This window comes from Nocardia sp. NPDC058058 (assembly GCF_042885355.1).
In the GTDB taxonomy this organism is placed as follows: Bacteria; Actinomycetota; Actinomycetes; order Mycobacteriales; family Mycobacteriaceae; genus Nocardia.
This window is the reverse complement of record NZ_JBHVSA010000003.1, coordinates 262,982-276,701: the sequence shown is the minus strand read 5'-3', so window position 1 is coordinate 276,701 and position 13,720 is coordinate 262,982. Positions and strand designations below refer to the sequence as shown.

At 64.6% G+C, this 13,720-nt stretch carries 12 protein-coding genes; 5 read left to right on the top strand and 7 right to left on the bottom strand.

What is annotated here, in order from left to right:
• Positions 1 to 45: 45 nt before the first annotated feature.
• The gene (locus tag ACFVUS_RS24910; protein WP_387770984.1) at positions 46 to 1,527 is read left to right on the top strand and encodes an MFS transporter; all 1,482 of its coding nucleotides are present in this window, start codon (positions 46 to 48) and stop codon (positions 1,525 to 1,527) included.
• On the opposite strand, the gene ACFVUS_RS24905 is transcribed toward ACFVUS_RS24910, so the two are convergent.
• The 6 genes from ACFVUS_RS24905 to ACFVUS_RS24880 all read right to left on the bottom strand — a co-directional run bounded on the left by ACFVUS_RS24905 (position 1,497) and on the right by ACFVUS_RS24880 (position 8,977).
• A complete protein-coding gene (locus ACFVUS_RS24905) occupies positions 1,497 to 3,617 on the bottom strand; it encodes an acyltransferase family protein (RefSeq protein WP_387770981.1) in 2,121 nt (706 codons plus the stop codon). The genes ACFVUS_RS24910 and ACFVUS_RS24905 overlap by 31 nt on opposite strands.
• On the bottom strand, positions 3,598 to 4,164 hold the full coding sequence (locus ACFVUS_RS24900) for a hypothetical protein (protein ID WP_387770978.1): 567 nt from the start codon (positions 4,162 to 4,164) through the stop codon (positions 3,598 to 3,600). The genes ACFVUS_RS24905 and ACFVUS_RS24900 overlap by 20 nt, the downstream gene beginning before the upstream one ends.
• A gap of 135 nt (positions 4,165 to 4,299) precedes the next feature.
• Entirely contained in the window at positions 4,300 to 4,731 is a 432-nt protein-coding gene (locus ACFVUS_RS24895) for a pyridoxamine 5'-phosphate oxidase family protein (RefSeq protein WP_387770975.1), read from the bottom strand.
• A gap of 50 nt (positions 4,732 to 4,781) precedes the next feature.
• Positions 4,782 to 6,245: an FAD-dependent oxidoreductase gene (locus ACFVUS_RS24890; RefSeq protein WP_387770972.1), complete on the bottom strand. Its 1,464-nt coding sequence runs from the start codon at positions 6,243 to 6,245 to the stop codon at positions 4,782 to 4,784.
• Positions 6,246 to 6,260: 15 nt separating this feature from the next.
• Positions 6,261 to 8,057, bottom strand: a complete 1,797-nt coding sequence (locus tag ACFVUS_RS24885; protein WP_387770969.1) for an NAD(P)-binding domain-containing protein — start codon at positions 8,055 to 8,057, stop codon at positions 6,261 to 6,263.
• The gene (locus ACFVUS_RS24880) at positions 8,057 to 8,977 is read right to left on the bottom strand and encodes a diiron oxygenase (protein ID WP_387770966.1); all 921 of its coding nucleotides are present in this window, start codon (positions 8,975 to 8,977) and stop codon (positions 8,057 to 8,059) included. Before ACFVUS_RS24880 ends, ACFVUS_RS24885 begins: the two co-directional genes overlap by 1 nt.
• A 132-nt stretch (positions 8,978 to 9,109) precedes the next feature.
• On the opposite strand from ACFVUS_RS24880, the gene ACFVUS_RS24875 reads away from it, so the two are divergent.
• Positions 9,110 to 9,718: a TetR/AcrR family transcriptional regulator gene (locus ACFVUS_RS24875; RefSeq protein WP_387770963.1), complete on the top strand. Its 609-nt coding sequence runs from the start codon at positions 9,110 to 9,112 to the stop codon at positions 9,716 to 9,718.
• 6 nt (positions 9,719 to 9,724) lie between these two features.
• On the opposite strand, the gene ACFVUS_RS24870 is transcribed toward ACFVUS_RS24875, so the two are convergent.
• On the bottom strand, positions 9,725 to 10,570 hold the full coding sequence (locus ACFVUS_RS24870) for an enoyl-CoA hydratase-related protein (protein ID WP_387770960.1): 846 nt from the start codon (positions 10,568 to 10,570) through the stop codon (positions 9,725 to 9,727).
• Positions 10,571 to 10,681: 111 nt separating this feature from the next.
• Here ACFVUS_RS24870 and ACFVUS_RS24865 point away from each other — a divergent pair, with 111 nt between their 5' ends.
• From ACFVUS_RS24865 to ACFVUS_RS24855, 3 genes are all read left to right on the top strand, one after another.
• Positions 10,682 to 11,056: a hypothetical protein gene (locus ACFVUS_RS24865; protein ID WP_387770957.1), complete on the top strand. Its 375-nt coding sequence runs from the start codon at positions 10,682 to 10,684 to the stop codon at positions 11,054 to 11,056.
• Entirely contained in the window at positions 11,053 to 12,186 is a 1,134-nt protein-coding gene (dnaN, locus tag ACFVUS_RS24860) for a DNA polymerase III subunit beta (RefSeq protein ID WP_387770954.1), read from the top strand. The genes ACFVUS_RS24865 and dnaN overlap by 4 nt, the downstream gene beginning before the upstream one ends.
• A gap of 96 nt (positions 12,187 to 12,282) precedes the next feature.
• The gene (locus tag ACFVUS_RS24855; RefSeq protein ID WP_387770951.1) at positions 12,283 to 13,629 is read left to right on the top strand and encodes an ABC transporter substrate-binding protein; all 1,347 of its coding nucleotides are present in this window, start codon (positions 12,283 to 12,285) and stop codon (positions 13,627 to 13,629) included.
• Positions 13,630 to 13,720 lie beyond the last annotated feature (91 nt).

Below are 13,720 nucleotides of genomic sequence, written 5' to 3'. Positions count from 1 at the left end.
CTCTCGCTTGACTTCAACATAACTTGAAGTTCTAGCGTAGCTCCCGTGACGCGAAATACCTTTGATGCCAGCGTGAAGACCACGAATTCGCCCGATGATCGATCTCAGGAACCGCCTGCGAACAGCATTGGAACCTGGTCGGAACTGTTCTCGGGCCGTCATGCGGTGGTGGTGTCGATCCTGGCGGGTGGTGTCGCGCTCTATGCGATGAACCTGTATTTCACGGCCGCGCTGTTGCCGTCGATCGTGGACGATATCGGTGGCGAACGCTATTACGCCTGGGTCGCAACGGGATTCCTGATGGCGGCGGTCATCGCGTCGATGCTGGTGAGTCGAATCCTCGGTTCATGGGGCGGGGCGCGCGCCTATCTGACCGGGTTTCTGGTGTTCGCGGTCGGTGCGGGGATCAATGCGGCGAGTCCCACCATGGAGCTGCTCCTGGCCGGTCGGGTGATTCAGGGTTTCGGTGGCGGCCTGCTCGCGGGTCTGGGCTACGCCGTGATCAGAACCGCTCTGCCGCAAAATCTCTGGGCGCGCGCGGCCGGATTGATGTCGGCCATGTGGGGTGTGGGGACGCTCATCGGACCGGCGTCGGGTGGCTTGTTCGCCCAACTCGACGCATGGCGCTGGGCCTATGTGCTGCTGATGGTCGTCGCGATCGTGCTGGCCGGTCTCACCCGCTGGGCGCTGCCGCGCGGTGGCGGTTCCGCCTCCGATCAGTCGCCCGTCCCGGTGCTGTCGCTGGCACTGCTCACCTTGGCGGCCACGGCGTTCAGCCTCAGTTCGGCGGTGTCGCCCGGTGCGCCCACCGCGATCGCGCTCGGTGTGGGCGTGGTCCTGATCGCCGCGTTCCTGGTCGCCGAGCAGCGCGGGCGCGCCAGCGTGCTCCCGAAACTCACTTACGCAAAAGGTAATTCACTGAAGTGGATCTACCTCACCGTCGCGGCTCTGTGCGCGGGCGTGATGACGGAGAACTTCATCCCCCTGTTCGGCCAGCAACTCGGCGGTCTCTCACCCCTGGTCGCGGGCCTGCTGGGCGCGGCTCTCTCGGTCGGCTGGGTGGTCGCGCAAACCGTCAGCGTCAACTTCGCCCCCTCGGCCGCCCGCCGCGCGATCCGCCTCGCACCACTCATGCTCACCGGCGGTCTGATCGCCTACGGCCTCCTGCAAACCGACAGCGCGTCCACCGCCCGCATGATCATCTGGGCCCTCGCGCTCTTCTTCGCGGGCGCGGGCATCGGCCTGGCCTTCCCGCACCTGAGCGTGGCCGCGATGAGCAGTACCGACGACCCGGCCGAAGGCGCGAAAGCCGCCGCCGCCCTCAACACCACCCAGCTGATCTCCTACACAGTCACCTCCGCCATCGCGGGCACCCTCATCCGCCTCGGCGACACCACCCCGGTCGACTCCGCCCGCCTGATGACCATCGGCATCACAGTCCTGACGGCCCTGGGCATCGTCACCGCACTCATCTCCCAGCGCGTCTCCGCCCGGTCTCACCACCAGCCCAGGATCGGGGCCAATTGACGGCCCAGGGCCGGGGCCAGGGTGCGGGAGTAGGTGGCGGTGAGGTGGTGTTCGTCGTGGTAGATCAGGACATTTCCTTCGACGACGGGGCAGATCTCGGGTTCGCAGACGGCGTCGGTGAGGTCGATGGGGTAGATGTTCGGGTACGTGGACGCCGCTTCGATGGCCGGGTTGACCGGGCTCAGGGCATCGGTGCGGCGCATTCCGCAGCCGAGGCGGTCGCCGCCCTTGCTGAGGCAGTCGACGGCGCGGTAGCGAACGCCGTTGTGCCGCAACCACGGAGTGTCTCGAATGACGATCACATCGAGGCCGCGGGCGGTGAGTTCGTTCCACACATCGAGGTATTCGGCGGGGGTTTCGTCGCCGCCCTCGTCCACGGGGCGTGTTCCGGTGGTGAACACCCAGTCCGGTTGCTCCGCGCCGAGCCGGTCGATCACCTCGCGGGACCAACTCACGCAGTCGGGCGTGGATTCGCCCGCGTACGCCGGATCACTCTCGACGGTGAGCGGGCAGCCCATCTTGAGATAGACGACTATGCGGAAATGGTTCTCGGTCGCGAGCAGATCGAGTGCGGGCAGCCAATGTTCGGCGTGTGAGCTGCCCACCACCGCCAGGGTGCGCTCGGCCTCCTGATCGCCGTAGGCACAGGTGATGACCGCGCGGGTGGTCCAATCGGAGATACAGCCCTGGAGAGTCGGCGGCGGCAGTTCCGAGGGCGCTTCGAAGACGGTCGGCCGCATCGTCGCCGGCGGTGCGGCGATGCCGGCGCTCAATGCCTCGGCTCCCGGATAGAGCACCGGGTCCAGGGCTGCCGCGGGCGCGGTGGGCTGGGAATCGACTATCACATGCCATACCGATGCGGCAGCGATCACCAGCACGCTCGCGAGCGCTACCCCCGCACGCGCGATCCAGCGGTAGGTGCGTGGGGCGGAACCGGATTCCCGCCGGAATGCCGCTCGCACCGGCTGTTCGATCCCGTGATGGGTCATCCAGGCCAGTATCAGCGACAGCCCGATGATCACTATCCCCTGGCTGAAATTGACTGTGCGCTGCTCGAATTCGATGAGAAAGAAGATGAGCATGGGCCAGTGCCACAGATACAGCGGATAGGCGAGCGCGCCGAGTTCGACCATAGGCCGAGTGGCGAGCAGCCGGTTCGGCCAGGGCAGCGCGGCAGTGGGCAACCCGGTGCCGGAGATAATCAGCGCGGCGGCGGTGGCGACCGGAAACAGCGCGGCGGGACCGGGAAAAACGTTGGCGCCGTTGAACAGCCATCCGCAGGCCAGCACACCGGATACGCCGAGTACGGCAAGCACGAGTCGGCTGATCCGCGAGGGAGTCAGCGCCGGCGCGATGACGGCGAGCGCCATGCCCGCGAGCAATTCCCATGCGCGGGCGAAACTGTCGTAGTAATTCCAGCCCTGCTGGGTGATCGCCCCGTGCGCGGCGTATCCGAATGACATCGCCCCGAAGACGACCGCCGCGATCAGCGTCGCCGGGCGCAGCAGTGTGGGCTTACCGATGCGTCGGCATCCCCACGCCAGCGTTGCGATGAAAAGTACTGCGGCGAGATAGAACTGGCCCTGCGCCGCCATCGACCACAGGTGCTGGAGCGGGCTCACCGACGGATCGGCCGCGAGATAGTCCGACCACGACAGCGCGAGTTGCCAATTCTGGTAGTAGAACAGCGAAGCCAGGGATTGGTCCGCCACATCGGCCCACCGCGTGTACGGACTGATGAGCACGGTGGCCACCGCGACCGCGACCAGCACGATGAGCATCGAGGGCAGCAGACGGCGCAGCGTACGTCGCAGAGTGGACAGCACTCCGACCGCGCCGGTGGAATCGTTGCGTCGCAACAGCAATCCGGTGAAGAAGAACCCGGAGAGCACCAGGAATATGTCCACCCCACCGGACACCCGGCGGAACCAGATGTGGAAGACCACCACGAGCGCGATGGCGAGGCCACGCAGACCATCGAGGTCATGCCGATACTGCTGGGGGGATGCGACGAAAATGATGACGAGTTCTTTCTGACGGAACGAGATCGAATGGTCGGCGGGCGAACCGCTATGGTTCCGTTCTCGCACTCGATGATTCGGCGAGACCCGCGAGAAACCTCGCGGCATCGCGGTGCGAACGCAACCGTATGAATTCGAGATGACCGTATGCCGGATCGGCTTGGAAGCTGAGATAACGCTCGCGGTTTCGGGCGTGGGTTGTCCACGCCCACACGATCACCGAGCGTTCGGGATCGAGCGAGAGCATGTTCCGCCACTCCTCCCGATTGCCGTTCCACAGCACGCGGCGCGTCGCCGCTCTGACGATGGTCCGCTTCGTGATCTGCCGGATGACAACGCGCCGCGGCAAATCGAACCAGACCACCGTATCGGTCCGCCGCCATACCAGATCCCCGAGCTTGCCGTGATAGTTCCCATCGGCAACCCACGCATCCGGCGCCAGCCGTTCAGCGACGGCAACCTGAAACTCGTGCGCGGGCATGGGCGTCCAGTCGGCCTGATGGTGGATCGCGTCGAGCTCGATATGCGGTATCCCGAGTACCTCGGAGATATGCCGCGCCAGCGAACTCTTCCCCGAACCCGAGGTTCCCACCACCGATATCCGACGCCCACTCACCTCCGCATTCTTTCACCCCCCACATACGCACCTCCGGCGGCACTCCCGCATGCCCCTTCGATCTCCTGAGTCCGATACTCCGGTACCCGCAACCGCCGCAACGCCACCCGGACGATCCTTCGAATCTTTAGGCGATCAAATACTGGCGACACCGGTGATCTCACGCGGAGTGATCACGACAAGCGATCTTGCCCGGCCCACGGCCCGCTCGGCCGCGCCGGGCGCGATCGAGCCGTCAATGTATTTGCTTCGAATGCGGCGAGTCCACATCCCCTCCGAATCCGCTGAGACGCTCGCCTCACCCACGATTCGAACCTGCCTATTCGGCCGTTCCCCATCCGGTCGCAACTCATCCTCGACATCGATCACCAAGCCCACCTTGGGATTCCGGATGATGCGACCCAGGTGCGGGCGAGTCGCGAAGCTGGTCAGGTAAAAGCGGTCATCTTCCCAACAGAACCAGATCGGAGTGACGTGTGGAAAGCCGTGGGCGTCGATAGTCGCCAGGCGCGCAACGACATCCAGGTTCAGCAGGTCGTCTATCTCGGGGCGTTCCAGGCGGCGCATTGTTCCTCCGACGGCAGACTTGTTGTGCGGGGGAAGCGTAAGCGTATGGGTCAGTGCCTGGGGGATGTCGGTTCGGCGAGCAGGCCTGCGCGGTGGTCGGCGAGTAGGGAGGTGATGGTTTCTTCGGCGCAGGTGCGGTTGGTGCCGATTACGCCGGTGGGGCCTCGTTTGATCCAGCCGGCGGTGTAGACGCCGGGGAGGGGGGTGCCGGTGGGGGTGAGGACTCGGCCTCGGGTGTTGGGGATGGTGTGGGTTCGGGGGTTGAAGGGGAGGTCGGGGATTTGTTTGCCGCGGAAGCCGATTGCGGGGATGACGATGGTTGTGGTGATTTCGTCGGGGGTTGGCGGGGAGGTTGGGGTTGTTCGTTCGGTGCGGATGGCGGTTACCGCTTCGGTGCCCAGAATGTGGGTGGGGGTGGTGTGGAAGCGGAGGGTGATGCGTCGGTTGCCAGGGGTGGGGGGCGTGGTGGCGGCGGTGGCCAGTAGGTCGTGGCGGGTGCGGGCGGCGGGGTCGGTGGGTGGCTGGTGGGGGAGGTCGGCCGGGTCGATGAGGATGTCGATGTCGGGGCGCTCGAGTAGGCCGAGGAGTTCGGGGGTGGTGAAGGAGGCGTGTTCGGGGGCGCGGCGGCCGAGGATGATGATCTCTTCGATATTGCTGTGCCGCAGTGCTTTCAGGGCGGTGTCCGAGATGTCGGTGGCGGTCAGGCGCGCGGGGTCGGTGGCGAGGATGCGGGCTATGTCGAGGGCGACGTTGCCGTTGCCGATGACGACGGCGCGGCGAGCGGACAGGTCGGGGGACAGGTCGCGATGGATCGGATGGTTGTTGTACCAGCCCGCGAAAGCGTTGGCGTAGTGGACACCTCGCAATGGGGCACCGGGAATGCCCAGCTGATTGTGGTTTTCGGCGCCGCAGGCGTAGATGACGGCGTGGTGGCGTGTCAGTAGCTCGGCGTGGCTGATATCCGTGCCGACCGCTACGCCGAGGTGCAGCTGGAATCGGCTGCGCTTGGCGGGCGTGAAGTCGAATTGGTCGATGACCCGTTTTGTCGCCGGGTGATCGGGGGCTACCCCGTGACGTATGAGACCGTGTGGCGCGGAGAGCTTTTCGAACATGTCGACCTTGACGCCGGGGTGCCGGAGTAGGGCTGCGGCGCTGTAGAGCCCGGCCGCACCGGAACCGATGACGGCCACCCGCAACGGCGTCGCCCCGGTGACCAATTCACCCGGGTGTTGTGCCCGTGTGAAATTCGGCGTCGGTGCGTGATCGCGGTAGTAGTCGGCATTCACCCGCGCGAACGGCCGGGTTGCGGCGGTGAGCGTGGCTTCGGGGCGGATCGCGTCCACAGGGCAGGCATCCGCGCATGCCCCGCAGTCGATGCAGGTGGCGGGGTCGATATGCAGCAGTTCGGCGGTGGCGAATCCGGGTTCGTCGGGGGTGGGGTGGATGCAGCCGACCGGGCATACCGCCACGCATGAGGCGTCATTGCAGCAGTTCTGGGTGATGACGTAGGTCATGGAAGTCCTTGCGATTCACGCGTCGAACGCGGCTGATATGTCGATGTCCAGTGGATGCGCATAAGGGAACGCGCCGGTGCCGGTGATGTGCGAACCGCCCCAGGGATCACTGTCGGTCAGCAACGCCGGTACCGCGTCGCGGTTCGGAATGCGCAGTCGGACATTCTGATTGGTGACTCTGTGCAGCCGCGCCAGGTCGGCGCAGGCGTCGATTCTGCCCGACCAGTGGACCGTATTGTCGACGGGCTGATACAGCGCGAGCAGGTGCGCGCGCACCGGATACTCGATGCAGTCATCACCGCTGAGGAATGCCGGGCCGTGGTATTCGTCCTCGTCCTCTCGATCCTCGGGCCGGGTGAATTCGAAGTCGGCGAGTCGCGGCGTGCGCGTGCGCCGCCAATAGTCCAGCGTCGTACCGGGCCAGATCGCCCGGTTCACTCCGTCGCCGTCGAGGTACCAGCTGCGGCAACCGCCGGTTGTCCACACCGTGCCCTGTGACCGGCGCTGGAGGTTTCGATTGAACTGTTGCTGCACATGCGATTTCACCTCCACGCGGGTTGCCTCGCGGGCACGCATCGCATCGATGACTTCGACGATGTACCGGGCCTGCGCTTCGATGATGAACACGATCGACTGGTTGCCGACTCCGGTATTGGGACCCATCAGCAGGAAGTAGTTCGGCAGTCCGTGCGTGGCCAGCCCGAGGTACGCCTGCGGACCATCGCGCCAAAGCTGTTGAATGGTTTGCCCGTTCGCGCCGATCAAGTTTTGTCCCACGGCCTTGTCGACCACGTTGAACCCCGTGCCGTACACGATGACATCGGCGCGATGCTCGACCCCGTCCGTGGTCTGGATCCCCGTCTCGGTGATCCCGGTGATCGCGGCGGTCACCAGGGCGACGTTCTCGCGTTGCAGCGCGGGGTAGTACCGATTGTCCATAACCATTCGCTTACAGCCGATCTCGTACTCGGGAGTCAGCTGTGTCCGTAGCCCTGGATCACGTACCTGTTGTCGCAGATGGGTTTTCGCGACGGATCGAACAATCGGCATGTACTTGGGATTCAGAAACGCGCCGGTGAGAGCCTCATGGCTGAAGTAGATTCCGGCCCGCACGAGTTTCCGCAGTCCCGGCACCACCCGATAGGCGGTGCGCTCGGCGGCGGTGATCGGCCGGTCGAGTTTGGGCAGTACCCAACTCGGCGTCCGCTGGTATACGTCCACGTGCGCGGCGCACTCGGCCAGTGCGGGCGTGAACTGCACGGCCGATGCGCCCGTCCCGATAACCGCAACCCGCCGACCGGTCACATCGATCGAATGATCCCACCGCGCCGAGTGAAAGACATTGCCCGCGAACGATTCCGCGCCCGGGATATCGGGTATCTGCGGAATGTGCAGCGGCCCGGTTCCGGCGATGACCACGCGTGCGGTGCGCTCGACCCCGTCTGCGGTGGTGACGGTCCAGGTATCGGACTCGTCCTCGAAACGCTCGCACACCACCTCGGCACCGAACTGAATACTGCGCCGCAGATCGAATCGGTCGGTGACCTCGCGCAAGTACGCCAGTATTTCGGCTTGCCCGGCATAGCCGCGAGTCCAGTTCGGGTTCGGTGCGAATGAGAACGAGTACATCAGCGACATCACGTCGCAGGCTGCGCCGGGATAGGTGTTCTCCCGCCACGTCCCACCGACCTCCTCCGCCTTCTCCAGGATGACGAAATTGTCGATCCCCTTACGTCGCAACATGATCCCCGCGCACAGCCCGGCGAATCCGGCTCCGATGACAATGACGTCGTACCGGCGTCCAGCACTCATCACAGGAATCCGAATCGACGCCACAGCAACCGCGAGACCGGATTCATCAGCCCGTTCTCGGACAGAAACCCGTGCAGCCCTTCGAAAGCCTCCCGCCGGCGGGCATTGACCTGCTCATTGGCGCGGGCTTGGCGCATCGCCTCGCCGACATCGAGTCCGCAGCGCTCATAGACCCGCCGGTCATACATCAAGCGGCGCAACACGAATCCCGCCGCTCCATTCGCGGTCGCCGCGAGCTGGCGTTCCCACCAGGGCGCGTGCTGTACCCGGCGGCGCACCCCTTCGCGCGCATATCGAATATGCCGAGCTTCTTCAGTGACGTGAATGCGCATGATCTGCGCCACGATCGGCTGTAGGTCGGGATGCCGGGCATAGTTGCGTTGCGCGTCATCGATGACTTCCTCGCCGCACAGCGCCGCCACCCACAGGAACAAACCCCGGTAGAAGAACGGAAACCCTTGCACCGTCATCGCTTCCAGCGTTGACAGTCGGTACGGCAGTGCCCCGATGGCCGTGATCACCCGACTGAACATGATCATGTGCCGGGTCTCGTCACCGATCTCGGTCAGCGCGTACTGCACGGTGCGCGAGGTCGGATCCTGATACAGCATGGCCCGCAACAGACCTTGGTTCAGCGTGTTCTCGAACCACACCGCCCGGCTCAGCATGTTGGCCAGTTCCTGACGCGACAGTTCCACCCGCTCGAGGTGAGACATGCTCTCCCACAACGGTGTTCCATACAGCGAGATGGTTTGCGGCGGCATGTAGAACAGCGCGGGATCCTGCGGCGCGTCCCAATCCACATCGATGAGCGAATTGTAGGAACGCCGTAGCGATCCCCCGATCAGACGGTCGGCGACCGCGTCGCGCCCGGCGGCGTTCGCGGTTCGGGGGTCGGTGGCGTCGGTCGATGCGGACATCGTGCATTCCTCCTGACACGAATCGGCAGCCGGTCACGCGTCACGGTGTCGCCGGGTTCGGCGACGCTGCCGATTCAATAGTGGAAGAGTAGACAGTTATTGCCTATGTGTCTACTTCGTAGGATATGCCTCATGAGCCCGACGGTCACACCCAGCACAGCGGCCAACAGCACCCGCGAGCGGATTCTCGACGCGTGCCGAGAGCTGGCCGCCACCACGGGCATGCGCAAACTCTCCATGGATGAGGTGGCCCGGCAGGCCCGCATCAGCCGCGCGGGGCTCTATAAGCACTTCGCGGGCCGAGATGCCCTGATCAGTGCATTGGTGGAGGAAGAGCTGGCCAGATTCTTCGCCGAAGTCCAGCTCGTGGCGCAGCGCTACGACGACCCTTCGGACCGGCTGGTCCACTCCTTCGCCGAGGCCTACCGCCGCCTGAGCGGGCACCCCGCTGTCCGCCCGGTCCTGACCCTGAACCCGGAACTGTTCCTGCCGTACGTCATCACCACCGACAGTCAGGCGCTGAACTGGGGGCGGATGTTCGTCGCCACGTTCCTGCCGCTGGACGGTTGGTCCACTCCTGCGGCCGCGAACCAGTTCGCCGAGCACGTCGCCCGCGCGTTCCACACGCTGATCCTGATCCCGTCCGGGGTGCTCGATCTGGAAAAGCCCGACGGGCCGGAGAATTACGCCCGCAACTTCCTGTTGCCGGTGCTGGACCATCTCTGGTCCGCGCCGGACTAGGTCGGGTCAGCGCAGCCAGTCCTCCAGGTCCGGCACGTCCGTGCGCGCCACACCGGTGAAGCGCGGTGGGCGCTTCTCCAGAAACGATGAGATGCCTTCGGCCAGATCGGGACTGGTTGACGCGTGCGGAATCGTCTTGCGGTCCAATGCGAATGCCGCTTCAGGATCGCCGTGGGCGGTCATGGCCACCAGGGCGCGGCGGATGACCGCCGCCGAGGTCGGCGCGATATTCACGGCGATGTCCCGGGCCAGCTCGTATGCGGCGGGGAGGAGGTCCTCGCGCGTGTGCAGGCTGGTCACCAGGCCCGCGTCCAAAGCTTCCTGGGCGCTGATGATTCGGCCGGTGAGCATCCATTCCTTGGCTTTGGCCAGGCCGACCAACTGCGGCAGGAACCAGGTCGAGGCGCCTTCGGGATACAGCCCGCGACGAGCGAAGACGAAGCCGAATTTCGTTTCCGCACTGGCCAATCGGAAGTCCGCCGCCAATGTCATGGAGATGCCGACTCCCACGGCCGCGCCCTGGATCGCCACGATCACCGGCTTGTTCGAGTTCACGATCGGACGCACCACCCGCGTGGACGGCTCATCCCAGTCCGGATCGCTGGTGTCTCCGATCGACGGTTCCGCGAAATCCATACCGACGCAGAAGTATTCGCCCGCCGCCGCCAGCAGGATCACCCGCACCGAGTCATCACGGTCCGCGGCCGTCACCGCAGCCCCGAGCTCATCAGCCATGGTGAGCGTGAATCCGTTGCGCGCGTGCGCCCGGTTCAGCGTGATCGTCGCGATCGCGTCGGCGACCGCATAGGTGATCGTCGAGTACTCCGTCGCGCCCGCATCGCCGTCGCTCATCCGCGTTCTCCTCATCGATGAGTAAATGGAACCCGAAGCTTCTCAACGCATCAGCCGGAGGTCAATACCCGTCCGTCAAAAATTATTTGACGCTCGAGGTATGCTCCGACCATGCCCGATCCCGAAGAACCGGATGCGGCGCTGCTCACCGACTGGCTGGCAACTACCGCGCCACCGTCGAGCCAAGCGCCCCAGCACAATCCGGCAGCCGTCGTGCGCGCGGTCCTGGACCGGCTGGCCGCCGCCGACACCGCCGAGCTGCCGCATCGCGTCATCTACGCCGCGGTCATCCAACTGATGGCCGCGCGCACCGAACTGGATCGCCTGGAACTCGAACTCATGCGCGCCGCGAGCGAACACGGCAACAGCTGGAGCTGGATCGCCGAAGCCTTCGGCCACCGCTCCAAACAGGCCGCGCACGCCCGAGCGGCCGCACTGCATCGCCGCCTGGAACACCGCACCCTGGACGAGGAAGAACCCCGATGAAAATACGTGTCGCACGAGACTGCCTGACTGAGGCGCTATCGGTCGTCGGCCCGGCGGTGCCGCGCCGCCCATCCGTCCCGGTGCTTGCGGGCATTCGGATACGGGCGGAAGCGAATTCAGCCTCGGTGGCTGCGTTCGACTACGAGATCTCCTCGCACGCCGCGATATCCGGCACCGAAGTCAGTGAGCCCGGCGAGGTGCTGGTCTCCGGACGCCTGCTCACCGAGATCGCAAAGTCGCTGCCCGCTTATCCGGTCGAACTGTGCGACAGCGGCGAACAGCTTGAAATCGTCTGCGGACCAGCACGATTCACACTGCCGCTGATGACCGTCGAAGACTACCCGGAGCTCCCACCGCAACCCCCGACCACGGGCACCGTCGACTACACCGAGTTCTGCGACGCCGTAACTCAGGTCGCCGTCGCCGCGGGCAAAGACGACACCCTCCCGATGCTGCTCGGCATCAATCTCGAGTTTCACGCCGACTTCCTGCGATTGGTCAGCACCGACCGCTTCCGCATAGCGATCCGCGAACTCGACTGGCAACCGAGCAGCCCGATCACAGGTGACCAGCCCGCCACCGTACTGATCCCCGCCCGCGCCCTCGCCGACACCAGCCGAGCCCTGTCCGGCTCCCGCCTCGAACTCGCCTGTGGCCCCGCCCAAACCGTTCTCGGTCTCGCATCCGACAGTCAGCGGGTCACCTTGCGCACCCTCGATATGGCCTACGCGCCCTATCAGGGATACCTGGTGGACCGCCGCACCGCGACAGCACGTTTCACCACGACCGCGCTGGCAGACGCCCTCAAACGAGTGTCGCTGCTCTCCACGCGGGGAGCGCAGGTTCAATTGAGCTGCACCACAACCAAAACCCTCGTCTCGGCGGGCACCGACAACGACGGGAACGCCGAGGAAACACTCGCCTGCGAGTTCGACGGCGATCCCCTGACGATCGTGTTCAACCCTCGCTACCTGCTGGACGGACTCGCAGCCATCCGCACGGACACCGTTGAACTCGCACTCAATGGACCCACCAGAGCGGCAGTTCTGCGCCCCGGCTCTTGCATTTCCGGAGATCGACACCGCGACGGCCTGCTCTATGTCCTCATGCCGGTCCGCCCGCCTGGCTGAATCGGTATTCTGACGATGGTCGGATACGCATGCGGGGATGCGTGAAGTGGTTTGAACGCCAGAACATTTGAACCAGCATGAGGAACAATATGCAGGATGCTCAGCAGGCTCCGTGAGTTCGGATCAGCCCTTGTGATATTCGGCGGGATCGTTCTCCAGGCCGCAGTCGCGATCCTGGTGCTGTCGCTGCTCGCCAGATCATGCCACGACCCCTACGACTGCTTCGACCTGACCGATGGGATCGGCAGCCGCGGCCCGATAACCTTCGTTGCCCGCGAGGGCGATTCCCGCACCTGGGTCAAGATCATCGACAAATGGAACCGGGCGCATCCTCATGAGAACGTCACGCTCACAACGCAATCCGGCGATTCCGATCAGCAACGTCTCGACATCGCCGAGCACCTGTGGAACTTCAAGTGGGATTCCGGATACGACGTTGTCACCTTCGACACCGTGTGGACCACGGAGTTCGCCGCACATGAGTGGCTGCAGCCGCTGAGCGGCAAACTCACGCTGGATACCTCGAAGATCCCGGCCCCCATCGTGCGGGGCGCCACGTATTCCCACACGCTCAACGCGGTACCACTCACCACCGATGCTGGAATGCTCTACTACCGCAAGGATCTCGTCCCCGTCCCGCCTACCACCTGGGATGAGATGATGGCGTACTGCCAGATCGCCGTTCAGAACAAAATCGGCTGCTACGCCGGCCAATTCGACAATGACGAGGACCTCACCGTGAACGCGGTGGAGGCGATCAGCACTTTCGGCGGCAGGATCCTGGACGAGTCGGGTAAGGCCGCTGTGAACACACCTCAGGCCGAAATCGGCCTCGGCAAGCTGGTCGAGGCGTTCAGGAACGGCAGTATCCCGTCCGAAGCGATCAGCTATCGGGCCGAACAGAGCCGTCAGGCGTTCGAGGCCGGACAGTTGCTATTCCTGCGGAACTGGTCCGAGGCCTACCATCTGGTCGCAACCGAAGGCACTTCGCTGGTGAAAGACAAATTCGCGGTCGCTCCGCTACCCGGCCCGAGCGGCTCCGGTGTATCAACGCTCGGGGGGCGCAGCGCGGGCATCAATGTGACCACCAAACATAAATCGACCGCCATTGATTTCCTGAAGTTTCTAACTGACGCCGAACAACAGGCGACCTTGCTCGTCGAGACATCGAGCGCCCCGGTTGTCGCCGACCTCTACACCGATGCCGCGTTGATCGCGAAGTTTCCCTACCTGCCGACATTGGCGGTTTCCCTCCGGAGCGCGGTAGCGCGGCCACTCACCCCGTCTTATCCCGCTGCTTCTAAAGCGTTGCGTAACAACACATACGCTGCTTTGAAAGGCGAAAAAAACGTCGCCCGAACGGTTGCGGACCTGCAGACCGCCCTCGAGGGGGCCGATATGGAACCTGTCGGCGGATGTCCGCATTATATCGGCGGGAAGTAGGACGGAGTTTCGTCCTGTCCGATTCGTTCAAGACCACGCGGCCGCCCAGCAGTTAGCTTCAGGACGGACCGAAAGTATTCAGTCAGGAGGC

Coding starts and splice junctions, on each gene's coding strand:
- ACFVUS_RS24870 (WP_387770960.1), bottom strand. CDS start 10,570: ATGAGCGACGGCGATGCGGGCGCGACGGAGTACTCGACGATCACCTAT.
- ACFVUS_RS24855 (WP_387770951.1), top strand. CDS start 12,283: ATGCTCAGCAGGCTCCGTGAGTTCGGATCAGCCCTTGTGATATTCGGC.
- dnaN (WP_387770954.1), top strand. CDS start 11,053: ATGAAAATACGTGTCGCACGAGACTGCCTGACTGAGGCGCTATCGGTC.
- ACFVUS_RS24890 (WP_387770972.1), bottom strand. CDS start 6,245: ATGACCTACGTCATCACCCAGAACTGCTGCAATGACGCCTCATGCGTG.
- ACFVUS_RS24875 (WP_387770963.1), top strand. CDS start 9,110: ATGAGCCCGACGGTCACACCCAGCACAGCGGCCAACAGCACCCGCGAG.
- ACFVUS_RS24895 (WP_387770975.1), bottom strand. CDS start 4,731: ATGCGCCGCCTGGAACGCCCCGAGATAGACGACCTGCTGAACCTGGAT.
- ACFVUS_RS24865 (WP_387770957.1), top strand. CDS start 10,682: ATGCCCGATCCCGAAGAACCGGATGCGGCGCTGCTCACCGACTGGCTG.
- ACFVUS_RS24880 (WP_387770966.1), bottom strand. CDS start 8,977: ATGTCCGCATCGACCGACGCCACCGACCCCCGAACCGCGAACGCCGCC.
- ACFVUS_RS24885 (WP_387770969.1), bottom strand. CDS start 8,057: ATGAGTGCTGGACGCCGGTACGACGTCATTGTCATCGGAGCCGGATTC.